The 24,556-nt window shown below is 71.1% G+C and carries 22 protein-coding genes and 2 pseudogenes; 9 read left to right on the forward strand and 15 right to left on the reverse strand.

Annotation, left to right across the window (positions count from 1 at the left end; translation table 11 throughout):
* Window positions 1-116 precede the first annotated feature (116 nt).
* Together AB0383_RS05250 and AB0383_RS05255 are read left to right on the forward strand one after the other, a co-directional pair.
* Window positions 117-824 (forward strand): ABC transporter ATP-binding protein, encoded by a 708-nt coding sequence (locus AB0383_RS05250; protein ID WP_366185315.1) that lies wholly within the window; start codon window positions 117-119, stop codon window positions 822-824.
* On the forward strand, window positions 821-3,154 hold the full coding sequence (locus AB0383_RS05255) for an FtsX-like permease family protein (protein ID WP_366185317.1): 2,334 nt from the start codon (window positions 821-823) through the stop codon (window positions 3,152-3,154). The genes AB0383_RS05250 and AB0383_RS05255 overlap by 4 nt, the downstream gene beginning before the upstream one ends.
* 39 nt (window positions 3,155-3,193) lie before the next feature.
* On the opposite strand, the gene AB0383_RS05260 is transcribed toward AB0383_RS05255, so the two are convergent.
* Window positions 3,194-3,706, reverse strand: a complete 513-nt coding sequence (locus AB0383_RS05260) for a CGNR zinc finger domain-containing protein (protein WP_364182430.1) — start codon at window positions 3,704-3,706, stop codon at window positions 3,194-3,196.
* A 101-nt stretch (window positions 3,707-3,807) separates the two neighbouring features.
* Here AB0383_RS05260 and AB0383_RS05265 point away from each other — a divergent pair, with 101 nt between their 5' ends.
* From AB0383_RS05265 to AB0383_RS05280, 4 genes and pseudogenes are all read left to right on the forward strand, one after another.
* On the forward strand, window positions 3,808-5,772 hold the full coding sequence (locus AB0383_RS05265; protein ID WP_366185320.1) for a Na+/H+ antiporter NhaA: 1,965 nt from the start codon (window positions 3,808-3,810) through the stop codon (window positions 5,770-5,772).
* Between the two features lie 47 nt (window positions 5,773-5,819).
* A complete protein-coding gene (locus AB0383_RS05270; protein WP_366185322.1) occupies window positions 5,820-5,984 on the forward strand; it encodes a hypothetical protein in 165 nt (54 codons plus the stop codon).
* Between the two features lie 103 nt (window positions 5,985-6,087).
* The gene (locus tag AB0383_RS05275) at window positions 6,088-6,522 is read left to right on the forward strand and encodes a DUF6010 family protein (RefSeq protein WP_366185324.1); all 435 of its coding nucleotides are present in this window, start codon (window positions 6,088-6,090) and stop codon (window positions 6,520-6,522) included.
* Window positions 6,523-6,649: 127 nt separating this feature from the next.
* A pseudogene (locus AB0383_RS05280) lies at window positions 6,650-6,754 on the forward strand (IS5/IS1182 family transposase); the annotation flags it as partial.
* A 77-nt stretch (window positions 6,755-6,831) separates the two neighbouring features.
* On the opposite strand, the gene AB0383_RS05285 reads toward AB0383_RS05280, so the two are convergent.
* Window positions 6,832-7,632 (reverse strand): TetR/AcrR family transcriptional regulator, encoded by an 801-nt coding sequence (locus tag AB0383_RS05285; protein WP_366185326.1) that lies wholly within the window; start codon window positions 7,630-7,632, stop codon window positions 6,832-6,834.
* On the opposite strand from AB0383_RS05285, the gene AB0383_RS05290 reads away from it, so the two are divergent.
* The 3 genes and pseudogenes from AB0383_RS05290 to AB0383_RS05300 form a co-directional block, all read left to right on the forward strand.
* Window positions 7,537-8,271: an SDR family oxidoreductase gene (locus AB0383_RS05290; RefSeq protein WP_366185328.1), complete on the forward strand. Its 735-nt coding sequence runs from the start codon at window positions 7,537-7,539 to the stop codon at window positions 8,269-8,271. The two genes, AB0383_RS05285 and AB0383_RS05290, sit on opposite strands and share 96 nt — an antisense overlap.
* 24 nt (window positions 8,272-8,295) lie before the next feature.
* Window positions 8,296-8,919, forward strand: a complete 624-nt coding sequence (locus tag AB0383_RS05295) for an NAD(P)-binding domain-containing protein (RefSeq protein WP_366185330.1) — start codon at window positions 8,296-8,298, stop codon at window positions 8,917-8,919.
* Window positions 8,920-8,958: 39 nt separating this feature from the next.
* Window positions 8,959-9,279 (forward strand): annotated as a pseudogene (locus AB0383_RS05300) (transposase); the annotation flags it as partial.
* Here the strand turns inward: AB0383_RS05300 and AB0383_RS05305 are convergent.
* The 13 genes from AB0383_RS05305 to AB0383_RS05365 form a co-directional block, all read right to left on the reverse strand.
* Window positions 9,276-9,506 carry a hypothetical protein gene (locus tag AB0383_RS05305; RefSeq protein WP_220239402.1) on the reverse strand — a complete coding sequence of 77 codons (231 nt, stop codon included), beginning with the start codon at window positions 9,504-9,506 and terminating at the stop codon, window positions 9,276-9,278. The pseudogene AB0383_RS05300 and the gene AB0383_RS05305 sit on opposite strands and share 4 nt — an antisense overlap.
* A gap of 72 nt (window positions 9,507-9,578) precedes the next feature.
* The gene (locus AB0383_RS05310; protein ID WP_366185332.1) at window positions 9,579-10,418 is read right to left on the reverse strand and encodes a CoA ester lyase; all 840 of its coding nucleotides are present in this window, start codon (window positions 10,416-10,418) and stop codon (window positions 9,579-9,581) included.
* A complete protein-coding gene (locus AB0383_RS05315) occupies window positions 10,415-11,623 on the reverse strand; it encodes a CoA transferase (protein ID WP_364182458.1) in 1,209 nt (402 codons plus the stop codon). The genes AB0383_RS05310 and AB0383_RS05315 overlap by 4 nt, the downstream gene beginning before the upstream one ends.
* On the reverse strand, window positions 11,620-13,581 hold the full coding sequence (locus AB0383_RS05320; RefSeq protein WP_366185334.1) for an SUMF1/EgtB/PvdO family nonheme iron enzyme: 1,962 nt from the start codon (window positions 13,579-13,581) through the stop codon (window positions 11,620-11,622). Before AB0383_RS05320 ends, AB0383_RS05315 begins: the two co-directional genes overlap by 4 nt.
* Window positions 13,578-14,462 carry a ribokinase gene (locus tag AB0383_RS05325; protein ID WP_366185336.1) on the reverse strand — a complete coding sequence of 295 codons (885 nt, stop codon included), beginning with the start codon at window positions 14,460-14,462 and terminating at the stop codon, window positions 13,578-13,580. Before AB0383_RS05325 ends, AB0383_RS05320 begins: the two co-directional genes overlap by 4 nt.
* Before the next feature lie 55 nt (window positions 14,463-14,517).
* Entirely contained in the window at window positions 14,518-15,858 is a 1,341-nt protein-coding gene (locus AB0383_RS05330; RefSeq protein WP_366185338.1) for an ADP-ribosylglycohydrolase family protein, read from the reverse strand.
* Between the two features lie 2 nt (window positions 15,859-15,860).
* Window positions 15,861-17,036, reverse strand: coding sequence for an ADP-ribosylglycohydrolase family protein (locus AB0383_RS05335; RefSeq protein WP_366185340.1), 1,176 nt, complete (start codon window positions 17,034-17,036; stop codon window positions 15,861-15,863).
* 23 nt (window positions 17,037-17,059) lie between these two features.
* Complete coding sequence (locus AB0383_RS05340) at window positions 17,060-18,337, reverse strand: sugar ABC transporter substrate-binding protein (protein ID WP_366185342.1); 1,278 nt, start codon at window positions 18,335-18,337, stop codon at window positions 17,060-17,062.
* 80 nt (window positions 18,338-18,417) lie between these two features.
* Window positions 18,418-19,245, reverse strand: a complete 828-nt coding sequence (locus tag AB0383_RS05345) for a carbohydrate ABC transporter permease (RefSeq protein WP_364182474.1) — start codon at window positions 19,243-19,245, stop codon at window positions 18,418-18,420.
* A gap of 3 nt (window positions 19,246-19,248) precedes the next feature.
* The gene (locus AB0383_RS05350) at window positions 19,249-20,220 is read right to left on the reverse strand and encodes a sugar ABC transporter permease (RefSeq protein ID WP_366185344.1); all 972 of its coding nucleotides are present in this window, start codon (window positions 20,218-20,220) and stop codon (window positions 19,249-19,251) included.
* A 142-nt stretch (window positions 20,221-20,362) separates the two neighbouring features.
* Window positions 20,363-21,403, reverse strand: a complete 1,041-nt coding sequence (locus AB0383_RS05355; RefSeq protein ID WP_366185346.1) for a LacI family DNA-binding transcriptional regulator — start codon at window positions 21,401-21,403, stop codon at window positions 20,363-20,365.
* 285 nt (window positions 21,404-21,688) lie between these two features.
* On the reverse strand, window positions 21,689-23,923 hold the full coding sequence (gene katG, locus AB0383_RS05360) for a catalase/peroxidase HPI (protein WP_364182483.1): 2,235 nt from the start codon (window positions 23,921-23,923) through the stop codon (window positions 21,689-21,691).
* Window positions 23,916-24,371 (reverse strand): Fur family transcriptional regulator, encoded by a 456-nt coding sequence (locus tag AB0383_RS05365; RefSeq protein WP_220239390.1) that lies wholly within the window; start codon window positions 24,369-24,371, stop codon window positions 23,916-23,918. The genes katG and AB0383_RS05365 overlap by 8 nt, the downstream gene beginning before the upstream one ends.
* Window positions 24,372-24,556 lie beyond the last annotated feature (185 nt).

Genomic DNA, 24,556 nt, shown 5'->3' on the forward strand with positions numbered 1-24,556 from the left:
CAGGCCGCCGCGCCCGCCGCATCAACCCGGCGGCTACATCCCCAGGATGACCACGTTCGGCGGTTACCTCCCCGGACTGATGCCACGGCGGCGACGCTGCTTCAGGATTGCGTGCCGTGACCAGTGACGAGAGCAGAGCGAACCCGGTGGTGCAGCTGACCGCCGTGCGCAAGGAGTACAGCGATTCGGTGGCCCTGGACGGGGTCTCGCTGGGGATCCGCGCGGGTGAGGCGGTCGCGGTGATGGGGCCGTCGGGCAGCGGGAAGTCGACGCTGCTGAACATGGTGGCCGGGCTGGACCGTCCGACGTCCGGGTCCGTCGTGGTCAACGGCGAAGACCTCGGCAAGCTGAGCGAGACGGGGCTCGCGCTGTTCCGCCGCAGGCGCATCGGCATGATCTTCCAGTTCTTCAACCTGCTCGACGACCTCCCGGCGCTCGACAACGTCGCTCTCGCCGCGCAGTTGACCGGGACTTCGGCCGCGCAGGCCCGCGCCCGTGCGCTGGAGCTGCTCGACGAGCTCGGCATCGCCGGGCGCCGCAACATCTACCCCGCGCAGCTCAGCGGCGGCGAACGCCAGCGCGTGGCCGTGGCGCGGGCGCTGATGAACCGGCCCGCCCTGCTGCTGGCCGACGAACCCACGGGCGCGCTCGACAGCCGCTCCGGCGAGCAGGTGATGGACCTGCTGCTCGACCTCAACCAGATCGGGCAGACGCTGCTGCTCGTCACGCACGACGAGCGGCTCGTGAAGCAGTGCGCCACGCGTGTGGTCCAGGTCGTCGACGGCCGGATCGCCGCGACCTCGGGTCTGGAGCGCTCGTCGTGAGCGCGGTGTGGCGGGTGGCACGCGCCGCCGTCCGGCGCCGGCGGGTGCAGACGGCCGTGATCGCCGTCGTGGTCGCGGTGTCGACCGGCACGATCGTGCTCGCACTCGGGCTGCTGGTGTCGGCGTCGGGGCCGTTCCAGCGGGCGCACGCGGAGCAGAACGGCGCGCACCTCGTCGTCGCCTACGACACCACGCGGGTGTCGGGCGAGCAGCTCGCCGCCACCTCCGCCCGGCCGCGCGTCGAGGCGTCGGCGGGGCCGTTCGGGCAGGTCACGCTGGATACCGCGAAGAGCGTCGCGGCGCGGACGGGCAGCCTGACCACGGTCGGGCGCGCGGACCCCGAAGGTGCCGTCGACCGGCTGGACGTGTGGGCGGGCCGGTGGGCCACCGCGCCCGGGGAGATCGTGCTGAAGTTCCCGCGCGGCTCCGACGACCTCGTGCCGCTGGGTTCGCGGATCGAGATCCCGGGCAAGCCGGTGCTCACCGTCGTCGGGTTCGCGTATTCGGTGAGCGCCTCCGCCGACGCGTGGGTGACACCGGCGCAGCTGACAGCGCTGCAGCCGACCACCGCGCAGGTGCTCTACCGCTTCACCCACGCCGCCACGGCGGCGGAGGTCGACGCGGGCCTGACTGCGGTGACAGCCGGGTTGCCGGCGAGGTCCGTGCTCGGCGAGCAGTCCTACCTGACCGTCGAGGAACGGCTCGACTCCGACGTCGGCCCGTACGTGCCCTTTCTGGTCCCGTTCGGCATCCTCGGGCTCGCGGTGGCCGTGCTGATCGTCGCCAACGTGGTGAGCGGCGCCGTGGTGTCCGGTTTCCGCGACATCGGGGTGCTCAAGTCGCTCGGGTTCACGCCGAACCAGGTGATGGCCGTGTATCTGCTGATGGTGCTCGTACCCGCCACCCTCGGCTGCGTCGTCGGGACGATCGGCGGCAATCTCGTCGCCAAGCCAGTGCTCGCCGATGCGTTCAGCGCGTTCGGCGCGGGCGACGCCGGGATCGACTCGTGGGTCGACGCCGTCGCGCTGGTGGGCTTGCCGCTGGTTGTCGTGCTGGCGGCACTGGTTTCCGCACTGCGGGCCCGCCGACTGCCGGCGACCGCGGCGATCAGCGCGGGCAGCGGGCCCCGGTTCGGCCGCGCGCTCACGGTCCAGCGCCGGCTCGCCGGCACCCGGCTGCCACGCTCGGTGAGCCTCGGCCTCGGCGTCCCGTTCGCCCGCCCGGCACGCAGTGTGCTGACGCTGGCGGCGATCGTGCTCGGGGTCATGACGGTGACGTTGTCGATCGGCGTGACGCTGTCGGTCAACGCGTACAACACCGCGATGCGGCCCGCGCACCCCGATCGCGTCGAGTTCCTCGCCGGCCTGACCGACGGTCTCACTCTGCCCGCCGACGTACCTGGCCCGCACCCGGACGCGGCACTCACCGACCCCGCCGACGAGGCGATGCTGCGGTCGCTGCCCGGTTCCGCCCGGGTCGCCGCTTCGGCGACGCGCACCGTGCATCTGCTCGGCAGCCAGGAGAACCCCTCGGTCATCTTCTCCCGCGGGGATTCGGCGGCGCTGGGACCGGAGATCCTCGACGGCCGGTGGGCGGCCCGCGCCGGGGAAGCCGCCGCGCCGTCACGGTTCCTCAACCAGCGCGGGGTCGCCCTCGGCGACACGATCACGGTGGAGCTGGGCGGAAACCGCACGCAGCTGACGTTCGTCGGGGTCACGCTGACCAACAACGACCAGGCGATCTACGCCGACTGGGCGACCCTCGACGTGCTCGCGCCGGGCACCCGCGCGGAGACCTACGACGTGCAGCTTGCTCCCGGCGCCGACCACGAGACGCTCGTGAACGCGGTGCACGCCCGCGACCCCGGGCTGGAGGCCGCTCCCCCGCGCGACGGCACGTCTTCGCAGGCCGTGCTCCTGGTCGGCAGCGCGTCGATCCTGACGCTGGTGCTCGCGATCGTCGCGGCGCTGGGCGTGTTCAACACCGTGGTGCTCAACGCTCACGAACGCCGCCGCGACCTGGGGATGCTCAAGGCGATCGGGATGACGCCGCGCCAGGTGACGGTCATGATGGTCACCTCGATGGGGGTGCTGGGCGTGGTCGGCGGGCTGCTCGGGCTGCCGCTCGGCTTCCTCGTGCACCGGCTGGTCGGGCCGGCCATGCTGCGCGCCGCCCAGTCGGACGTGTTCGGGTTCGTCATCGACGTCTACCGCGCGCCGTTGCTCGTCGCGCTGGGGCTGGCCGGGATCGTCATCGCCGTGCTGGGTGCGCTCATCCCCGCCGGGCGCGCGGCTCGCCTGCCGATCGCGACGGTGCTGCACAACGAATGAAGCCCTGGAGCGGGCCCGGTCGCCGGGGGAGGGCCCGCTTCAGTCCACTTCGGACTGTTGGGTGCGGCGGTAGTGCCGGCGCGCCTTGAGGCGGTTGCCGCACGTGGCCATCGAGCACCAGCGGGCGGTGTTGGCCTTGCTGTGGTCGATGAGGAACAGTCGGCACTCCGGGTTGGCGCACGGGCGCAGGCGGCCGGACTCGCGCAGGCCGTCCCAGGTGAGGACCGCGCGCGCCGCGGCGGCGTGGCCCGCGGGGGCGTCCAGGGTCCAGCCGATGCCGTCCGCGCCGAGGGTTGCGAGGTAGCCGACCCCCTCGACGAACCGCCCGACCGACGACGGTTCCGCGTCGCCGCGCACCACGTCCTGCAGGGTCGCGCGCAGGTCGAGCAGGGTGCGCCACTCCCCCTCCGTCGCGGGTTGCCCGTGGGCGGACAGCCAGCGCAACCCATCGTCCGCGGCCTCCAGGTCGTCGTGTGGTGCGCCGTCGACGAGTGCTGTGGTGTTCAGCAGATCGAGGACCAGGGTCTCGTCTTTCTGTACCGCTCTCTCCACCGCACTGCCCTCCGATTTACCTAACCCTCAAATTCCCTCTTGACAGGTTAGTTCTACCATGTTTGAGTTCTAACTACCACTAGCGACTTTAAGGGTTAGACATGAACGTGACGCCGATGCACCCGCGGACCAGCGAAGCCATGTCGATGTCGGAGATGAGCCAGTCCGAGATGGCGATGGGCCGGATGTCGATGTCCGGGCCGTCGTCGAGCCCGCTGCGGACGTTCCTGCGGACCGAGTCCGGCAGCGCCGGGATCCTCGTCGCGGCGATCGTGGCGGCCCTGGCCTGGGCGAACCTGGCGCCCGGCGCGTACGACGCCGTGTGGAACTGGGTGCTGAGCGTGCAGATCGGGCCGCTGAGCGCCGCGTTGCCGGTGCGCGACTGGGTCAACAGCGGCCTGATGACGCTGTTCTTCCTGGTGGTGGGGCTGGAGGCGCGGCGCGAGTTCGACCTCGGCGACCTGCGCGAACGGCGCCGCCTGATCCTGCCCGCCGTCGCCGGGCTGGCCGGCATGGCGGTGCCCGTGCTGATCTACCTGGCGCTCAACGGCGGCGGGCCCGGCGCGCACGGCTGGGGCGCGGCGATGTCGACCGACACCGCGCTGGCGCTGGGCGTGTTCACCGTGGTCGGGCGCGGTGCGCCCGAGCGGATCCGCACGTTCGTGCTCACCGTGTTCGTGGTCGACGACATCGTGGCCCTGGTGGTCATCGCGCTGGCCTACAGCGGGCATGTGGACCTCATGGCCGTCGGGATCGCCGCCGCCGCGTACGCCGGGGTGCTGGCGAGCCGCAGGCTCGACTACCGCTACCGCAAGCCCGTGTTCACCGCGCTGGCGCTGACGGTGTGGGGCGCGCTGCTGACCAGCGGGATCGACCCGGTCGTGGCCGGTCTGGCGGTGGGGCTCGCGACGTCGGCGTACGTGCCGAAGCGCGACTCGCTGGAGGAGGCGACCACGCTGGTGCGCCTGTTCCGTGAGCAGCCCACCGCGGAGACGGCCAGCTCGGCGAGCAAGCGGCTGAGCGCGACGCTGTCGGCCAACGCCCGGCTGCGCCACGCCTTCCACCGCGTGACGAGCTACGTCGTCGTCCCGCTGTTCGCGCTGGCCAACGCCGGCATCACCGTGAACACCGAGGTACTGGCGAGCGCGGTCACGGCACCGATCACCGTGGGGATCTTCCTCGCCTACGTGCTGGGCAAGCCCGTCGCGGTGTTCGGCACCTCGTGGCTGCTGACCCGCCTCAGCGGCGGCGCCCTGCGGCCGCAGGTCGGCTGGGCCGGCGTGCTGAGCGGCGGCGCGATGGCGGGCGTCGGGTTCACCGTGTCGCTGCTGATCGCCGACCTCGCCTTCACCGGGCGGGAGCTGGCGGAGGCGAAGCTCGGTGTCCTCGCCGCGGCGGCGGGCGCGACGCTGCTGACCTTCCTCGTGCAGAAGGTCACGGCCGCGCTGCCGGAAGAGGTGCGGACCCGCGCGCTGCTCGGCGACGCTCCCCTGCTGACCGACCTCGTCGCTCCGGTCGACCTGAGCCGCGACCACGTGCGCGGGCCGGAGGACGCCGCGGTGACCGTGGTCGAGTACGGCGACTTCGAGTGCCCGTGGACCGGCATGGCGGCGCCGACCGCGCGCGAGCTGCTGGCCGAGAACACCGACATCCGCTATGTGTGGCGCCACCTGCCCCTGCACGACATCCACCCCCACGCACAGCTGGCCGCCGAGGCGGCCGAGGCGGCGGGCGCGCAGGGCGCGTTCTGGCCGATGCACGACCTGCTGCTGGGCAACCAGACCGACCTGCACTTCGACGCCCTCGTCGGCTACGCCGAGCAGCTGGGCCTCGACGTCGACCGGTTCCGCGACGACCTGCTGCGCCGCCGCTTCGCCGGCCACGTCGAGCGGGATGTCGAGTCGGCCGACCTCAGCGGCGTGGCCGGGACCCCGACGTTCTTCGTCAACGACCAGCGCCACGACGGCCCGCAGGACCTCGCGACGCTGACCACCGTGATCACCGGCGCCCGCACCCGCGCGGCCGCTTTCGCCCCCGCGGCGGCGTTCGAGACCGCCGCGGCCTGAGCACCGTCCACAAGAGACCTGTCCACTCGGGACACCCGGAGGAAGTCATGTCCACTCACACCAGCACCAAGACCACCGCCCCGGCCGAGATCGAAACCACGGGCGCGCTGAGCCCGGCGCTCGGCCTCATCCCGGGCATCTACGTCACCCGGCAGGGCGCTCGGCTGCCCCTCTGGCCACGCCGTCGACATGCCGCGCCGAAGCCGCGCTGAACCCGGTACGCAGCAGCGGATTCCCGTCGGTTGGCGGGAATCCGCTGCTGTCTGGCACGGAGGCCGGTAGTGGGCGCGCTCCGGGCTTCCTAGCGTGACGACCATGACCGAAGTGCTGCTGCCGATCGCGATCGGCCTGGTGTACGTGCTGCTCTCGTCCCTGATCCCCGAGCCGCAGCGGCGGAGGTTCAACGCCCTGATGGTCGCCGGCGCGGGCGCGGCCTACCTGTCCGGCGGCGGGTTGGGAGTGTGGGAAGTGGTGTTCTGCGCCGTGCTGACGCTGGTCGCCTTCCGCGGACTGGACTCGTGGACGATCATCGGGATCGGCTGGCTGCTGCACACGGCGTGGGACGTCGTCCACCACCTCAAGGGCGCGCCGATCCTGCCGTTCGCGGCGGACTCGTCCTTCGGGTGCGCGCTGACGGACCCGGTGATCGCACTGTGGGCCTTCACAGGCGGGCGCAGTCCCTGGGCGTGGCTGCGCCGGAAGGCTCCGGCTTTTTCCCCAGCCGAAGTCGATCGCTCGTCCGCCCGTTGATCGTCGTCAGGCGGTCGAGGCGGTGGCTGTCGCACCGGGCTCCGTGGCGGGACCTGCCGGACCAGTTCGGGAACACGGTGTTCAAGAACTTCGACCGGTGGGCTGAAGCCGGCGTGTGAGCGAGTGCTACCAGGGCCGCAACGTCGTCGAGCGGTGCTTCAACAAACTCAAACAACGGCACGGCATCGCGATGAGGTCAGACAAGACCGCCCGTGACTACCACGCCGCCCTCTGCCTCGCCGCCACCCTCCACTGGCTGAACACCGAGTCAGCAACACGGCTTAACGCGGACAACTTCGACTTCTGCAGTCACCGCCGGGCTGTCGCGGGAATGGCGTTGCCGATGAGGACGGCGGCGATGGCGGCGGCGGTGGTGAACACGTCGGTGTCGAGGACTCGGGTGCGGGCGGCGGCGCCGTCCAGGAGCAGCGCCAGTTGCTCGCCGAGTTGTTCGGGATTGGTGGCGCCGGCCTCGCGGGCGGTTTCGGTGAGCCGGGCGGCAAAGGCTTTCTTGTAGTCGCGGGCGTATACGCGTGCCGGGTGCCCCGGGTCGGGGATTTCGACGGCCGCCTGGATGAACGGGCACAGGGGCGCGTGCACGTCGAACACGGCAAGGAGTCGTTCGCGAGGTGTGAGGTCGGTGCGGTCGAACACTTCGGGCAGGATGTCGGGATCGAATCGGTGCAGGCATTCGGCGATCAGCTCGTCCTTGCCGGCGAAGTGCTGGTAGAGCGTGCGTTTGGATACCTCCGCCACTGCGCAGAGCTGGTCCATGCCGGTGCAGTTGATGCCCTGATCGCGGAACAGTTGTTGCGACGCGCTGAGGATGCGCTCTCGTGCGCCCCTGCCGCGGCGCAGTCCTCGCGGCCCCTTCTCCAACTCTGTCACGCGCCCAGCGTAGCCCACTTCGGTACCGATCGGTGTGCATAGCTTGCACGCCGCGCGCCTGTTCGATACGTTAAGTACGCAGATCGGTGTACATAACATCGGCACAGCAAGTGAACTGGAGTGGTTGTGGGAAAGCTCGATGGCAAGGTCGCGGTGATCACCGGCGGATCCACCGGCATGGCACTGGCCGGCGCCAAGCTGTTCGTCGAGGAAGGAGCTCACGTCTTCATCCAGGCTCGTCGGCAGGAAGCATTGGACGACGCGGTCAAGCTGATCGCCCGCAACGTCACCGCCGTGCAGGGTGACGCAGCCGACCTGGACGACCTGGACCGCTTGTACGACACCGTCAAGCGCGAAAAGGGCTCGATCGACGTGCTGTGGGCCAGCGCCGGGACGGGCGAACCCGCCGTCCTCGGCGAGATCACCGAGGAACAGTTCCACCGCGCCTTCTGGCTCAACGCGCGCGGCACCCTGTTCACCGTCCAGAAGGCACTGCCACTGATCAACGACAACGGGTCGATCTTCATGACCGGATCCAACGCCTCACTCGGCGCCTTCCCCGGCTGGAGCCTCTACGCGGGAAGCAAAGCCGTCCAGCAGGCTTGGGCGCGCGTCTGGCTCAACGAACTGCGCGATCGCAATATCCGGGTCAACGTCCTGACCCCCGGCCAGGTCGCCACCGCCAAACAGGAAGAACTGTTCGACGAGGCCACCAAGGCCGCGTTCGAGTCCCTCATCCCCCGCGGAGAGATGGGCCGCCCCGAAGAAATCGCCACCGTCGCCCTTTTCCTCGCCTCCGACGACTCCAGCTACGTCAACGGCCTGGAACTCGTTACCGACGGCGGCGCAACCGCCATCTGACTCACACAGAAGCGAGCACACGTCATGAGCAGCATCACCCTCATCGGTACGGGAAACATGGCCCGTACCATCGGCACGCTCGCGGTGGCGGGCGGCAACACCGTCGAGGTGATCGGACGCGACGCGGCCAAATCCGCGGCCCTGGCCAAAACCCTCGGCGGCGGCGCCACGGCCGGGACATTCGGTGCCGCCCCGGCCGGCGACATCGTCGTCCTCGCGGTGCTGTTCGACAGTGCCGTGCCTGTCGTCCGCGAGTTCCGGGACGCGCTGGCCGGCAAGATCATCGTCGACATCACCAACCCCTTCAACGCCACCGGCACCGGGCTGGCCGTCCCCCACAACACCTCCATCGCCCAAAGCGTGGCCGAGGCCGCGCCCGCGAGCGCCCATGTCGTGAAGGCGTTCAACACCCTTTTCCGCCACGTCCTGGCCCAAGGCGGCCCCGCGGACGTGTTCATGGCCGGCGACGATGCGCAAGCCAAGGCGAGCGTTTCAACGTTCATCGAGAGCCTCGGACTGCGCCCGCGGGACACCGGCGACTTGAGCATGGCCCACTGGGTCGAGGGAGCGGGCGTGTTGACGATGGGCTTGGCCCGCTGCGGCGTGGGGAACTTCGACTTCTCCCTCGGCATCAACAACCTCGGCTGAGTCCGGCGGGTCGGACGCGGTCGGGCACGTACCCGGCCCGACCGCGTCCGCGGCGACAAGGCGTATTCCTCCCGCGCGATCCGCAGGCATCTGCGTGCTCGTGGCATTGTCGCGGTGATTCCCGAACCTGCCGGTCAGACCGGGCACCGCGAACGCCGGGGTTCCCGTGGTGGCCGCCCACCCGCGTTCGACTCGGTCGCTTACCGGGGCCGCAACGTGATCGAACGTCGCTTCAACCTGCTCAAGCAATGGCGTGGTCTGGCCACCACCCGCTACGACAAGCTCGCCATCGTTTACCGATCCGCGGTCGTCCTGCATGCCGTGGTCACCTGGACCAAGGCATTGTCAGACATTCCCTAGTCGCTGCGACCACGCAGGGTCAGCACCACGCGGAGCACGTGCTCGACGGCCGAGGGGAAGATCGCCGCGCGCAGCTCACCGCGCGTGGCGAGGTTCTGCGACGCGAACTCCAGCATGCGCTCGGGTCCCAGCCGCCGGACGACCAGCGCCGCGATCTCCTCCAGTTCGAGGTCGGGGTTGTCCAGGCGCCGCAGCGCGAACTCGACCACGAGCTCCTCGTCGGTCATGGCCCCTCCCTCCGGACTCGTCGATGCCAGAGTAGTCGAAGACGGGGCGGGCTTTCCTGTGTTCGAGATCGCTTACGCCGGGTCCGGCTGGGCCAGCGCCAGCACCGTGCGTGCACGCTCGACCATCGCGACGTCGAGGAACGTCCCGTCGGCCAGCGCGATCGCTCCGACCCCGGCCGCCGTGGCGTCGGCGACGCGCGCGACGACTTCGCTGGCCCGCGCCACCTCCTCGGCGCTCGGCAGGAACGCGGCGCGGATCGTGGCGAGCTGGCCCGGGTGGATCGCCGTGCGCCCGCGGAACCCGAGCGCGCGCCCGGCCCGGCACGACGCCGCGAGCCCGTCGAGGTCGCGCACGTTGGTGTAAGCCGACATGGCCGGCGGCGCCAGCCGCGCGGCCCGCGCCGCCACGATCACGCGGCTGCGCGCCCACGTGAGCCCGGCCTCGTCGTCCACACCCAGGTCCGACCGCAGATCCGCCTCCCCGAGCCCGATCGACGCCACCTGCGGCGACGCGGTCGCGATCTGCAGCGCCCGCTCCACCCCCAGCGCCGACTCGATCAACGGGTGCAGCTCCCGCCCCGGCAACGCCGCCGCGAGCGCCAGCACCTCCTCGGCCGCCTCCACCTTCGGCATCCGCACCCCGACCGCCACCGGCAGCCCCGCGAGCGCCGCGACGTCCGCCTCGTGCCACGGCGTACTGGGGTGATTTACGCGCACCTGCACCCGGCGCCCCTCGGGCAGCCCGGCCAGCAGCCGCACGACGTTCTCGCGCGCCTCGGCTTTGTGCGCCGGCGCGACGGCGTCCTCGAGATCCACGAGCACCACGTCGGCCTCCGACGCGAGCGCCTTCTCCACCCGATCGGGCCGGTCGGCCGGGGCGTAGAGGAAGGTCAACGGCGGGGTGGCGCTCATACCGCTCCCCCCGCCCGAAGTTCGGCGATGCGCTCGGCCGAGAAGCCCAGTTCCTTCAGCACGGTGTCGGTGTCGGCGCCGTGGGGGCGGCCGGTGAAGCCGATGACTCCGTCGTTGCCGGAAAGGCGGAAGAGCGGGCCCTGCATGAGGATGGGGCCGAGCTCGGGGTCGTCGATCTCGTGGATGGTGCCGAGGGCGCGGAACTGGGGGTCGGCGACGATGTCGGCGGCGTCGTAGATGGGGGCGACGGCGGCCTGTGCCTCCTCGAACGCGGCGACGACCTCGGCGCGGCTGCGCTGGGAGATCCAGCCGCCCACGGCGTCGTCGAGCTCGTCGGCGTGCTGCGCGCGGTCGGCGCCGCGGGCGAACCACGGCTGGTCGGCCAGGTCGGGCCTACCGACGAGCCGCACCACGCGTTCGGCCACCGACTGCGCGGAGGTGGACACGGCGACCCACTGCCCGTCGGCGGTGCGGTAGGTGTTGCGCGGCGCGTTGTTGATGGACCGGTTGCCCGTGCGCGGCTGCACCGTCTGAAGCTGGTCCCACCGCGTGATCTGCGGGCCGAGCATCGCGAGGATCGGCTCGATGATCGCGGTGTCCACGACCTGCCCGCGCCCGCTGGTGGCACGAGCCGAAAGCGCGACCATGATCGCGTAGGCCGTGGCCAGGGAGGCGACGCCGTCGGCGAGGCCGAACGGCGGGAGCGTCGGCGGGCCGTCCGGCTCGCCCGTGGTGGCGGCGAACCCGCTCATCGCCTCGGCGAGGGTGCCGAAGCCGGGGCGCGAGCGGTACGGGCCGAACTGGCCGAACCCGGTCACGCGCGCGAGCACGAGCCGCGGGTTGCGGGCGGAAAGCTCGTCGTAGCCGAGGTTCCAGCGTTCCAGGGTGCCCGGGCGGAAGTTCTCGATCACCACGTCGGCCTCGCCGGCCAACGCCAGGAACACCTCACGGCCACCTTCACTGCTGAGATCCGCGGTGATGGTCCGCTTGTTGCGCCCGAGCGTTTTCCACCACAGGTTCACCCCGTCTTTGGCGACGCCGTGCGTGCGCGACGGATCGGGGCGGCTCGGGTGCTCGACCTTGGTCACCTCGGCACCCATGTCACCCAGGTGCATCGCGGCCATCGGGCCGGCGAAGAGCGTGGACGCGTCCACCACCCGCAACCCGGCCAGGGCGCCACCGGCGGAATCCCGCGACGTCGTCATGCCGTCACCTCCCAAGCGCAGCGGAACCCGACCGTCGCGGCGCGCGCGAGACCCAATCCGGGCAGCAACAGCTTCACGCTGACGTCGGGGGCGTGGCGGCCGCCCTCGATGTACCACTCGGAGCCCTCGGCCCGGTAGTCGCTGCCGCCTTTGAGCATCACGAAGCGGGTCCGCCCGTCGGAGTGCTCGCTCTCGGTCCAGTTCCACACGGCAGGCTCGCCGCGGCTCAGGCCGCCGGTCTCCCCCGCCAGCTGCCACTCGTCCTCGGTGGGCAGCCGTCCGCCGCGCCACGCGCAGTAGGCGCGGGCGTCGTCGAGGTCCACAAAGGTCACGGGCTCGTCGGGATCGCTCGGCACGCCGTCGATCCAGTGCGCGAGGAACCGGTGCCCGTACGCGGGCCGATAGCCGGTGGCGGAGAGGAACTCGGCGAACTGCGCGTTGGTGACCCCGATGGCCGCCACCGCGACCGGGGTAGCAAGCGAGCCGTCACGCTGGAGGGTGCGGGCGTCGTGCAGCCGCGGCGGGAGGGGCTTCCACTCGTCGACGTAGGGCGCGCCCTGGTACATGCCGGTTTCGCGGGCCTGGTAGCGGACGGTCAGCACGTACGGCCCGGCCGGCACCGTGACGGCGTCCACTTCGGGCTCACCGTGAGTCCTTTGTGGACTTACCCGTTCCGCGATCCGGTGCGGGAAACGGGAGTGGGCGTCGTGGGGCGCGGACTTCACCGCGTCGAGCAGTTCCGGCAGCCACGCGGGTTCGGGAGTGCCGTCGGCCAGGTGCAGCACCGCGCCGATGCCACGGGCGGGCACACCACCGAGCAGGTCGAGGACCTTGCCGGGCCCGGCGGGCAGCAGCTCACCGGTGTAGTCCGTCTCGCCGCGGTTGACGAATGTCCACAGTGTCACACCGTCGAGCTCCCAGCTGGACGCATAGACGCCGGCGGCCTCGGCCTCGGGCGTCAGCTCGGCAAGCGGGGTCCACTCGCCGCCCAGCAGCAGGTCGCCGGCCGCGCGCTGCACGGTCACCATGCGCCGCGCGGTCGCGGCGTCGCGGGCCGACCAGCCGACCCACACGCCGAACACGACTTCCCACACCATCACGCCGACGCCGTTGAGCCACGCCGACTGGAGTTCCTCGGAGTGGTCGCGGTGCCAGCGGCGCACGTGGTGCTGCATGTGGCGCCGCTCGTACCAGTGCGCGCGCAGCACGCCGGGCACGGGCGAGTCGGCGAAGAACTGTGCCCACGACGCCGTGTGGTCGGCGATGCGCTCGACCGGCAGCTTCGACTCGCCCTCCAGCACAATCCCGGGGCGCGCGGCTTCGAGCCGTTCGACGAAGCCCGGCTCGGCCTTCTTGAGCGTGTCGAGGAAGACGCCGTCGGCTTCGAAGTCCGCGACGAGGGCCGCCAGCTCGGTGAGGTCGTCCGCGCCGCGGCGGGTGCCCACGTCCCACGGGTTGTAGTCCACGAACACGTGGAGGCCGGCGTCGTGCAGCGCCGTGACGAGCTCGGCCAGGCCGGGGACGTCGCGGTAGTAGTCCCACTGGTTGCGGTCGTCGAGGCCGATCACGGGGTAGGCGTGCCAGAGCACCACGGCGTCGAGGCCGCCGAATCGCTCGCGGGCGTCGGCGAGGAACACCTCGGGCGTGAACTTGTGCTCGGCGAAGGAGTACAGCAGCTCGTCCCACAGCCAGACCTGCGCGACGGTGTGGCACCGGGCGGCCCACGCGGCGCCGGGGCGCTCGTAGGCCTCGCCGGTGTAGTCGTGGCGACGGCGGGAATCCTCGCGCCACTCGCGCAGGCGGGCGCGCCACGCGGGCCGGTCGGCGGGGTCGCTCGGCGCGGCGAAGATCTTGGCTTCGTCGAGCGCCGCGAGCTGCTCGGCGGTGAGCGGGGTCAGAGCGACCTCGGCCGGCCGGTCGATCGGGCGCGGCACGAGCGGGTCGAACGGGGTGGTCATCGCACCTTTTCTCCGGCCGCGAAAGCCGCGACCTCTTCAGCGGTGGGAACGGCGGCCTGCGCACCGGGCCGCGTGACGGCGAGCGCGCCGGCCACGCACGCGAGCCGCGCGGCGTCGGCGAGCGCCCGGCCCTCGGCGAGGCCCGCGGCGAGCACTCCGCAGAATGTGTCGCCGGCCCCGGTGGTGTCCACTGTGGTCACCCGGATCCCAGGCACCCGCACGGGTTCCCGGTCGCGTTCGGCGACGAGGCAGCCGTCGCCGCCGAGCGTGACCACGACGGCGGGCACACGGCCGAGCAGGGTTTCGAGGCCGCCGAGGTCGGCGGCCTCGTGCTCGTTGACCACGAGCACGTCGAGCGCGGCCCAGACGTCGGCCGGCAGCTCCCGCGACGGCGCGGCGTTGAGCACGAACAGTGCGCCCGGCTTGCGCGCGGCCGCGGCGGCGCGCACGACCGCGAGCGGGATCTCCAGCTGTGCCAAGACCACGTCGGCCGCCGCGATCCGCGCGGCTTCCACCTCGCCGATCCGCACGCGCTCGTTCGCACCCGGCGCGACGACGATCGCGTTCTCGCCGTCCGGCGACACGGTGATGAACGCCGTGCCCGTGGCCGCTTTCGTCCGCGCGACAAGGTCGGTCCGCACACCCGCGCCGCCCAGCGACAGCAGGATCAGGTCCCCGGCCTCGTCCTCGCCGAGCGCGCCCACGAACGTCGTGTGCGCTCCCCCGGCCAGCGCGGCACCCACCGCCTGGTTCGCACCCTTGCCGCCGGGGCTGCGCCGCAGCCGCCCGCCGAGGATCGTCTCCCCGGCCCGCGGCGGCCGCGGCGCGTCGACGACCAGGTCGACGTTCGCCGACCCGACCACCACGACACTTCCCCTCATGACACACGCTCCCGGCAACCCACGATCCCTGCCGGGACCGCGAACCGGCGCGCCCTCACGACACACGCTCCGCGAGCGCGACCGTCCGAGCCGCCAGGTCGGTGATCTTCTGCTCGCCGCCCGGCAGGGACGTCGCGATGCGGCCGTCCAACGGCGTCACCCACTGCTCGCCGATTCCCGGCACGCCGCGCAGAGCGCCGACCACACCGCCGACCGTGGCGGCGGCCGAGTCGGTGTCCCAGCCCGCCGTGACGGCGATGGAGACGCTCGGGCCGAACTCGCCGGCGCCCTTGGCCAGCGCGTAAGCGATCACGGCCGCGTTGCCGAGCACGTGAACCCAGTGCAGGTCGCCGTAGGCGGCGTGGAGGCGGTCGAGGCCGGTGCGGAGGTCACCGGACGAAGCAGCCGCACGGCCGAGGCGCACCGCCTCGGCGAGGCGGCTGCCCGGCGGGATCACCGTGGCCGCGGCATCGAGCACCTCGTCCACCGTGTCGCACACCATCGCCGCCGAGGCCAGGGCCGCGGCCCACATGGCGCCGTAGACACCGTTGCGGGTGTGGCTCAGGCGGGCGTCGGTCCACGCGAGACGCGCGGCCGCGCGCAGGTCGCCCGGGGAGACCCAGCCGAACACGTCCGTGCGGATCAGCGCACCGATCCACTCGCGGAACGGGTTGAGGTGCGTCGCGGTCTCGGGCACCGGGCGGGCGTCGAGGATGTTGCGGTAGGCCGCCCGCTCGGCCGTGAACACGCGCCCGGCCGGGAGGTTGTCGAGCCACAGCTGCGCGACGTCCTCGGTGGTGAACCCGCGCCCGCGCGTCTCGAGCAGCGTGAGCGCGAGCATCGGGTAGTTGAGGTCGTCGTCCTCGGGCATGCCGTGGATGTTCTCCTCGAGCGACGTCGGCGCCGAGCGCTTGTTCCACGGCCACCGCGCCGCGACGTCCGCGGGCAGCCCGACGGCGGTGAACCACTTCTCGAGCGGCCACCGGCCCGTGGCGCGAAGGATCTCCTCGATGCCCTCGCGCGGGATCTTCTCCACCGGCTTGCCCAGCAGGCACCCGGCGGCCCGTCCGGTCCACGCGCCGAGCACCCGCCCGTCACGCAGGCCCGACGGCAGGTCCGGCGCGGCAGGCAGCGTGGCGACGATCGCGTTCCAGTCGTCCGGCTCGTCGGGCGCCGGCGAGGCCGGGACGGCCGCGAGCTCGCCGAGCAGCGTGCGCGCCAGGGCTCGCAGGGCGGGCGGCGCCGGGTTGGGCCCGGCGCCGCTCACGGCGGGGACGGGGTCGCCGCCCGCCGCCACCCAGCGCATCCGCACGTCCGCCGTGTCGCGACCCTCCACAGAGGACTGGACGAGCTCGTGCGCCAGCAGGTCCTCGGGCTGGGCCCAGGTCAGCCTCACGCTCAGGCCTCCGAAACGAGTGCCGACAGGGTCCCGTCGAGCGCCTTGACCCGGGCCTGCGCCCGCTCACGGTCGGCCCGCATGATGTCCGCCGCGGCCGAGGCCAGCAGCCGGCCGGTCGCCGCGATGTCCATCTTGCTGGCCTCGCTGATCGGGTCGAGCCACTCGGCGGGCACCACGCCGGTGCCGCCGAGCGCGGCGCAGATCGCCCCGGCCATGGCGGCTATCGAGTCCGCGTCGCGGCCGTAGTTCACGGCCGCGAGCACGGCACCGCGGAAGTCGCCGCGGTGCGCGAGCACGAAGGCCAGCGCCGCGGGCAGCTCCTCGATGGACTTGGTGCGCGACGGGCGCCGCGCGTCCATCGACATCTGCCGGTACTCCGGACCCACCGAGTCGAACGGCGCCACGACCTCCCGCACTCGACGCGCCAGCGCGCGTTCCTCCTCGTCGGAAGTCGGCGCCGCGGCCGTCGCACCGAAGGCCGCCACGACCGCGCGAAGCGCTTCCGCGGTGCCGTCGTGCGCGAGCTCCAGCGCCGCCGCGGCGACGTCGTCGAGCGTCGCGCCCGGGGCGGCCGCGGCCGCGATCATGGCCGCCAGCACGCCGGCCGCCTCGCGTCCGTAGCTGGCCTGGTGCGCGCCGGTGAGGTCGATCGCCTCGGCGTAGGCGCCGCGGGGGTCACCCGCGTTGACCACGCCGACCGGTGCGATGTACATCGCCGCACCGCAGTTGACGACGTTGCCCACACCGGCTTCACGCGGGTCCACGTGTCCGTAGTGGAGCCGCGCGACGATCCACTTCTCCGCCAGGAACACCCGCTGCAGCAGCAGTGCCGTGGATTCGAGCTCCGGCACCCACCGCGGCTCGCCGATCATCAGCGGCACGAGGTCCTCGGCCATCGCGAACGCGTCGAGGTGGTCGCGGCGCTTCGCGTACACCTCCACGAGCGCCTGTGTCATGAGGGTGTCGTCGGTGATGTGCCCGTCGCCCTTGTGGTAAGGCGCGATGGGACGCGCGTCGCGCCAGTTCGGGTACCAGGGCCCGACGATGCCGGTCACACGGCCGCCGTGGCGTTCTTCGATCTGCTCGGGGGTCCACCCTTCGACGGCACCGCCGAGGGCGTCGCCCACGGCCGAGCCGGTGATCACCGCGACCGCCCGGTCTTCCAGCCAGGTCAAGAGAATCCGCTCCAGTCCGTACTTCAGTTGGTGGTGACGCTCTTCCAGCCGTTCTGCAGCTGGGTGGCGAGGCCGTTCGCGTCGATCTTCTGTCCGAGGAACTGCTGGTACGCCGGCGTGGCGATGGTGTCCTTCCACTGCGGGTACTTGCTCGCGAACAGGTACGGCGCCGACGTGATGTACTGGCCCGAGGCGAGGATCTGGTCCCAGCCGGTCTTCCCGGCGAGCTTCGTCGCGAGCGCCTGGCGAGCCGAGTTGGTGGGCGGGATCAGGGCGTCGGCCTCGTTCATCGCGGCCAGGTTGTCGGTGCTGGTGAAGTAGTCGATGAAGTCCGCGGCTTCCTTCACGTGCTTGGAGTCCTTGTTCACCGACAGCGTCTGCGGGCTCGCGGCCTGCGCGGGGCCGGCCGGGCCGGCGAGCGGGGGCAGCACGACCCAGTCGAAGCCCTTCGGCGCGTCCTTCGCGATGTTCGCGGCCTGGTAGGAACCCTGCACGGTCATCGCGATCTGGCCGGCGTAGAACGGCGCGAGCGCCTTGGAACCCGACTGCGTGAGCGTGACGGGCAGGATCGACTTGTCCTGGTACGCCATCTCGTTCACGAGCTTGGGCAGCGCCTGCTCGCCCTCGCCCACCGTCAGGTTGGCCTGGTCACCGGTGCCCTGGAAGTACTTGCCACCGAAGCCCGGGGCCAGCGCGACGAACGCGGCGGTCGGGCTCGACAGGCCCCAGCCGAGGCCGTACTTGCCGCCCTTGGTCGTGGCCTTGGAGATCTGGCGCAGCTGGTCCCAGGTCATCGTCTTGCCGGTCGGCACGGTCACGCCGGCTTGCTGCAGCAGCTTCTTGTTCGCGAAGACCACATAGGACTGCACCTCGGTGGGGTACGCGACGACCTTGCCGCCGAACGTCACCGAGTCCAGCACGCCCTTCTGGAAGTCGTCGCGCTTGGCCTGCGACAGGTACGGCGTGAGGTCGGCGAGGTAGTCGTCCTCGGCGAACGGCTCGATGCCCGCCGCCTCGTAGTGCACGATGTCCGGCGCGGTGCCGGCGTTGAACTGGGTGATCAGCTTGTCGTAGACGCTGTCCCAGCCGGCCTGCACGATCTTGACCTGCACGTCGGGGTGCGCGGTGTTCCAGGAGCCGACGATCTTCTGCGTCTCGGCGATCGCGGCCGGCTGGTCGGACAGGGACTGGAACGTGAGGGTGACGGGGCCACTCGCGTCGCCGCTGCCGCTGCCGCACGCGGCGACGAGCAGGGCGGTGACCATCAGGCTGGCCGCGGCCAGCAGGCGTCGTGTCTTCATCGACCGACCTTTCGGGGATTTCTGTTGGGGGAATGGGATTTCGGGGGCTTGCGGTTCCGGGCTCGCCGGCGGGTGCGGGGTCATCCCTTCACCGCCCCGGCCATGAGCCCGCTGGTCAGCTTCCGGCGCAGGATGCTGAAGAAGACGATGCTGGGGATCGCCGCGAGCACGGCGCCGGCAGCGAGCGGTCCGAGGGCCGTTCTGCCCTCGCCGCCCACGAACGTGTTCAACGTGATCGGCAGCGTGTAGTTCTCCGGCGACTGCAACAGCACCAGGGCGAAGAAGAACTCGTTCCACGAAGACACGAAGCTGAACATCGCCGTCGCCACGACGCCGGGCATCAGCAACGGGAAGACGATCGTGCGCAGCACGGTGAACCGGCTCGCGCCGTCCATCGCGCCCGCTTCTTCGAGCTCCGTGGGGATCGCGGCCACGTACCCCTGCAGCATCCACAACGCGAACGGCAGCATGTACGTGGTGTGCACGAGCGTGAGCCCGACGAGGTTGTCGGCCAGCCCGAGCGTCCGCAGGATCAGGAACAGCGGCAGGATGATCAGCACCACCGGGAAGACCTGGCTCACCAGGATCCAGCCGACGCCGGCGATGCGGACCTTGCCCTTGAGCCGGGCCAGCACGTAGGACGCCGGCACGGAGATGATGATCGACAGCACCGTCGAGGCCAGCGCCACGAGCAGGCTGTTCCACGCCGAGTGCAGAAGTCCTTGGCGCGTCAGGGCTTCGGTGTAGTTCTCCCAGTGCCATTCCTGCGGCAGCAGGTTGACCGTGAGCGAGTTGAGCTCACCCGAGGATTTCACCGAGGCCGACATCAGCCACAGCAGGGGGAACCCGAGGAACAGGATGTAGAGCGCCAGGGCCACGTACTGGGCCGGACGAACGAGCAAGCGCATGGCTCAACGCCCCTTTTCCGCGCGGTCTTCGGTGCGGAACTGCGACCGCAGGTACACGGCGAGGATCAGCACCACCACGATCACGACGACGAGTCCCATCGCCGCGGCGTAGCCGATCTCGCGGTTCTTGAAGGCTTCCAGGTAGATGAACAGCACCGGGACCATCGTCTTGCCGCCCGGCCCACCGGCGGTGAGCACGTAGACCAACGAGAACGAGTTGAAGTTCCAGATGAAGTTGAGCGAGGTGATCGACGTGACGATCGGGCGCATCGCCGGCCACGTCACGGCCGTGAACTTCCGCCACGCGCTCGCACCGTCGACCGCCGCCGCTTCCAGCAGCTCGCCGGGGATCTGCTGCAGCCCGGCCAGAAGCGTCACCGTGGTCTGCGGCATCCCGACCCACACGCCGACGACGATCACCGCCGGCAGCGCCGTGGAGAAGTCGCCGAGCCAGTTGATGCCACTCGGCAGACCGACCGCGCCGAGGAACGCGTTGAGCGGTCCGCCGTTGGCGGAGTAGATCATCTGCCACATGATCGCCACGACCACGGGCGGCATCGCCCACGGCACGAGCGCGAGTACCCGAGTGAGCCCCTGCAGCTTCAGGCCGGAGTTGAGCAGCAGCGCGAGGCCCATCGCCGCCGCGAGCTGCAGCAGCGTCACGCCGACGGTCCAGATCATGCCGATCCGCAGCGAGTCCCAGAACAAGGCGTTGCCACCGAGGCGCGCGAAGTTGTCGAGGCCGGCGAAGCTGTAGTCGGGGTGGCGCACGAGGCGGGCGTTGGTGAAGGCGAGGAACACGCCGACCACGAGCGGGGCCACACTCAGCACCAGGATCGGGATCAACGACGGCAGCACCAGCGCGATCGCCTCACGCCGGCGCGTGCGCGCCATCGGCTTCACGCGCTTCTTCGACCGCGGGGCCGGGGGCTGCGCGGCGCCGCGCTTCGGCTCGGTCAGCGACGGGGTCGTCATCGGTCACCTCGCTCGGTTCCGGTCGTCCCGGTGGTCACCGTCGGGTCGGTGGTCCCGGGCGCCGGCCGTTCGTCGGCGGAGGGCCGGCCGGCAGCCGGGCCCTTCTTCATCGGCACAAGCCGCATGAGTACAAGCCGCACTGTCATCGCGCACCCCGTTCGGTGGCCGTTGTGGTGGATTCGCGCACCACGAGCTCCGCGCCGACCGACACCTGCTGGGCCGGCTGGTCGGGGTCGTCGGCGAGCTGCAGCATCAGCCGGGCCGCGGCGCGCCCGCGTTCGCTCGCGCCGAGGGACACGCTGGTGAGGCTGGGCTGGAAGACGCGGCCGATCTCGGTGTCGTCCATGCCGGTCACGGCGACGTCCTCGGGCACGGACAGGCCCAGCTCCCGCACGGCCCGGATGGCGCCGATGGCGAGCAGGTCATTGGCCGCGACGAGCGCGTCGAGCTGCGGTGCGCCCTCGGGCACTCGCGCCAGGATCCGGCGGGCGGCCTCGAGGCCGGCGCCGACGGTGAAGTCCTCGGCGGTCTCGCGCTCGATGTGCTCGGCCGCGAGGTCACCGGCGTTGACCGCGGTGTCGAAACCGCGCTGGCGCGAGGCACCCGGCGTGGTGTCGACCGGACCGTTGAGGAAGCCGATGCGGCGGCGCCCGATGGCGCGCAGGTGGCGCACCGCTTCGCCGATCCCGCCCGCGGAGTCGGTGGACACGGAGCTGATGCCGCGGTCGTCCATCGCGCGCCCGATCACCACGACCGGCACGGGAGCCTGCTGGATTTCGGTGATCAGGCCGTCGTCAGTGCGCAGCGGGCTCACGATCATGCCGTCCACGAAGCCACTGCCCAGGCTGCGCACCAGCTCGATCGTGGAGTCGGAGGTGTCCCCTGTCGACATGACGACCACCCGGTAGCCGTGGGGCGCGAGCACCTCGTGGATCGCCCGCATCATCTCGACGTAGACCGGGTTGCCGATGTCCGCCACCGCGAACGCGACCTGGAACGTCTTCTTCATCCGCAGCGACCGGCCGATCGCGTCGGCGCTGTACCCGAGCTCCTCGGCGGCGGCCCGGACGCGCTCGACCATCGCCTTGCTCGCGCCCGCCCCGTGCAGCGCACGGGAGGTCGAGGCCAGGGACACCCCGGCGCGCTCGGCCACCTGGATCAGCGTGGCCCGTGTTGACGTCATCGTCGCTCAAACCTCGGTAGTGGTCTGTGTCGGCTCACGATTTGGAAACGTTTCCAAGTTCGCGATCCGAGAGTTGGAAACGTTTCCAACGGGATTAATCACGATAGTGCACCCCGCAGAGCCGCCGTGTCAACCAGCGGTACACCACACCGTGACCTGAGAGCCCACACGACAGCCGCGACCTGCGGCTCGGCGGTTTTCCGGGCACAAGAAAGGGGGCGGAGACCCGCGGTCCCCGCCCCCTTCTCCGACGTCACCGGGAGCCCGAGGGCCCCCGCGTCACACTCAGATCAGGTCGTACCGGTCCAGCATCATGACCTTGTCCCACGCGGCCACGAAGTCCTTCACGAACTTCGTCTTGGCGTCGTCCGCGGCGTAGACCTCGGCGACGGCGCGCAGCTCCGAGTTCGACCCGAAGAGCAGGTCGACGCGGCTGCCGGTCCACTTGACCTCGCCGGTGGCGCGGTCGCGGCCCTCGAAGGCCTCGCCGTCCTCCGACACCGTCTTCCACTCCACGCCCATGTCGAGCAGGTTGGCGAAGAAGTCGTTGGTCAGCACGCCCGGCGTCTCGGTGAGCACGCCCTGCTTCGACGCCTGGTAGTTGGCGCCCAGCACGCGCAGGCCACCCACGAGCACGGTCATCTCGGGCGCGCTCAGGTCGAGCAGGTTCGCGCGGTCGATGAGCAGGTACTCGCTCGGCAGGCGGTTGCCCTTGCCGCGGTAGTTGCGGAACCCGTCGGCCTTCGGCTCGAGCGGCACGAACGACTCGGCGTCGGTCTGCTCCGCCGTCGCGTCGGTGCGGCCCGGGGTGAACGGCACGGTGATCTCGACGCCCGCGTCCTTCGCGGCCTTCTCGACACCCGCGGCGCCGCCCAGCACGATCAGGTCGGCCAGAGAGATCTTCTTGCCACCCGACTGGGCGCCGTTGAAGGCCTCCTGGACACCCTCGAGCGTGGTCAGCACCTGCGCCAGCTCGTCGGGGTTGTTGACTTCCCAGCCGCGCTGCGGCTCGAGGCGCAGGCGGGCACCGTTGGCGCCGCCGCGCTTGTCACCGATGCGGAACGTCGAGGCCGACGCCCACGCGGTGGAGACGAGCTGCGCCACGGTGAGGCCCGAGTCGAGCAGTTTGGCCTTGAGGTCCGCGACGTCCGCGTCGGTGACCAGCTCGTGGTCCACGGCCGGCACGCGGTCCTGCCAGATGAGGGCCTCGTCCGGGACCAGCGCGCCGAGGTAGCGCTGGACCGGGCCCATGTCGCGGTGGGTCAGCTTGTACCAGGCGCGGGCGAAGGTGTCCGCGAACTCCTGCGGGTTCTCGTAGAAGCGGCGCGAGATCGGCTCGTAGATCGGGTCGAAGCGCAGCGCGAGGTCCGCGGTCAGCATGCCGGGCGCGCGGTTGAGCTCACCGGTCTCGGGGTCCGGCACGGTGTTCGCGGCCGCGTTGTTCGCCGGCTTCCACTGGTTCGCGCCACCGGGGCCGGTTTCGAGCTCCCATTCGTAGGTGAACAGGTTGTGGAAGAACCAGTTGCTCCACTTGGTCGGGGTCGGGGTCCAGGTGACCTCGATACCGCTGGTGATCGCGTCGCGGCCCTTGCCCGAGCCGAAGCTGTTCTTCCAGCCCAGGCCCTGCTCCTCGAGCGGCGCGCCCTCGGGCTCGGCGCTGACGAACTCGTCGGCGTCGGCGGCACCGTGGGTCTTGCCGAAGGTGTGGCCTCCGGCGATCAGCGCGACGGTCTCTTCGTCGTTCATCGCCATGCGGCGGAAGGTCTCGCGGATGTCGCGGCCCGAGGCCACCGGGTCCGGGTTCCCGTTCGGGCCCTCGGGGTTGACGTAGATCAGGCCCATCTGCACGGCGGCCAGCGGCGCCTCGAGCTCGCGGTCACCGGTGTAGCGCTCGTCGCCCAGCCAGGTGCGCTCCGGGCCCCAGTACACGTCCTGGTCGGGCTCGTACACGTCGGCGCGGCCACCGGCGAAGCCGAAGGTCTTGAAGCCCATGGTCTCCAGGGCGCGGTTGCCCGTGAAGACCATGAGGTCGGCCCACGAGATCTTCTTGCCGTACTTCTTCTTCACCGGCCACAGCAGACGGCGGGCCTTGTCCAGGTTGCCGTTGTCCGGCCAGCTGTTCAGCGGCGCGAAGCGCTGCATGCCGGCGCCCGCGCCGCCGCGGCCGTCTTCGATGCGGTAGGTGCCGGCGCTGTGCCACGCCATGCGGATCATGAAGCCGCCGTAGTGGCCGAAGTCCGCGGGCCACCAGTCCTGCGAAGTGGTCAGGACCGCGTCGACGTCGCGCGCCAGCTCGTCGAGGTCGACGGTCTGGAACTCCTTGCCGTAGTCGAAGTCCTCGTCCATGGGGTTCGCCACGGCCGAATGCTTCCGGAGGATCGAGAGGTTCAGCTGGTTCGGCCACCAGTCACGGTTGCTGCCGCCCTCGGTGGGGTGCGCGAAGCGCCCCGTGTGGACGGGGCACCCGCCCGCGCTCTCCACGTTCATCTCGCCGACTTCGGCGTTGGGGGTGTCAGACACGGGAATCCTTCCGGGAATCAGTGTGGGTAACGGTGTTGCAGTCGGGGCACAGGCCCCAGTAGATGACCTCGGCCTCGTCGATGACGAAACCGTGGTCGTCGGACGCGGTCAGGCAGGGCGCGGCGCCGACCGCGCAGTCGACATCGGCGATCGCACCGCACGACCGGCACACGACGTGGTGGTGGTTGTCCCCCACCCGTGCCTCGTATCGCGCGACCGAGCCCTCGGGCTCGATCCGCCGCACGAGACCCGCGGAGGTCAGGGCGCCCAGGACGTCGTAGACGGCCTGGTGGGACACCTCGCCGAGATCCGCGCGCACGGCACCGATGAGCGACGCGGTGTCGGCGTGGGGATGATCGTGCACCGCGGACAGCACCGCCATCCGAGGACGCGTCACCCGCAGAGCCGCTCCGCGTAGCATGCGCTCGAAGTCCGAAGTCGTTGGCACGCCTGGCAGTGTGCCGCAGCTTCTGGAATCAATCAAGAATTACTCGCCGTCGTGAACCTGCCGGATGACCCGCTCCCACCGTCACACGCTGCGGGGTCGCCGTAAACTTACAGTCACAGAAACTTCGCGCGAACCCCGGGTGAGCGTGCGAGTTTCCGCCTTTGGCGGCCACTCTGGACGTTGGG

Origin of the sequence: Amycolatopsis sp. NPDC051373 (assembly GCF_040689465.1) — a bacterium.
Lineage (GTDB): Bacteria > Actinomycetota > Actinomycetes > Mycobacteriales > Pseudonocardiaceae > Amycolatopsis.

What these genes read in the sequence shown, in the direction of transcription:
- AB0383_RS05265 (WP_366185320.1), top strand. Translation starts at nt 3,808, where the DNA reads ATGAACGTGACGCCGATGCACCCGCGGACCAGCGAAGCCATGTCGATG.
- AB0383_RS05270 (WP_366185322.1), top strand. Translation starts at nt 5,820, where the DNA reads ATGTCCACTCACACCAGCACCAAGACCACCGCCCCGGCCGAGATCGAA.
- AB0383_RS05275 (WP_366185324.1), top strand. Translation starts at nt 6,088, where the DNA reads ATGACCGAAGTGCTGCTGCCGATCGCGATCGGCCTGGTGTACGTGCTG.
- AB0383_RS05295 (WP_366185330.1), top strand. Translation starts at nt 8,296, where the DNA reads ATGAGCAGCATCACCCTCATCGGTACGGGAAACATGGCCCGTACCATC.
- AB0383_RS05305 (WP_220239402.1), bottom strand. Translation starts at nt 9,506, where the DNA reads ATGACCGACGAGGAGCTCGTGGTCGAGTTCGCGCTGCGGCGCCTGGAC.
- AB0383_RS05310 (WP_366185332.1), bottom strand. Translation starts at nt 10,418, where the DNA reads ATGAGCGCCACCCCGCCGTTGACCTTCCTCTACGCCCCGGCCGACCGG.
- AB0383_RS05315 (WP_364182458.1), bottom strand. Translation starts at nt 11,623, where the DNA reads ATGACGACGTCGCGGGATTCCGCCGGTGGCGCCCTGGCCGGGTTGCGG.
- AB0383_RS05320 (WP_366185334.1), bottom strand. Translation starts at nt 13,581, where the DNA reads ATGACCACCCCGTTCGACCCGCTCGTGCCGCGCCCGATCGACCGGCCG.
- AB0383_RS05325 (WP_366185336.1), bottom strand. Translation starts at nt 14,462, where the DNA reads ATGAGGGGAAGTGTCGTGGTGGTCGGGTCGGCGAACGTCGACCTGGTC.
- AB0383_RS05340 (WP_366185342.1), bottom strand. Translation starts at nt 18,337, where the DNA reads ATGAAGACACGACGCCTGCTGGCCGCGGCCAGCCTGATGGTCACCGCC.
- AB0383_RS05345 (WP_364182474.1), bottom strand. Translation starts at nt 19,245, where the DNA reads ATGCGCTTGCTCGTTCGTCCGGCCCAGTACGTGGCCCTGGCGCTCTAC.
- AB0383_RS05350 (WP_366185344.1), bottom strand. Translation starts at nt 20,220, where the DNA reads ATGACGACCCCGTCGCTGACCGAGCCGAAGCGCGGCGCCGCGCAGCCC.
- AB0383_RS05355 (WP_366185346.1), bottom strand. Translation starts at nt 21,403, where the DNA reads ATGACGTCAACACGGGCCACGCTGATCCAGGTGGCCGAGCGCGCCGGG.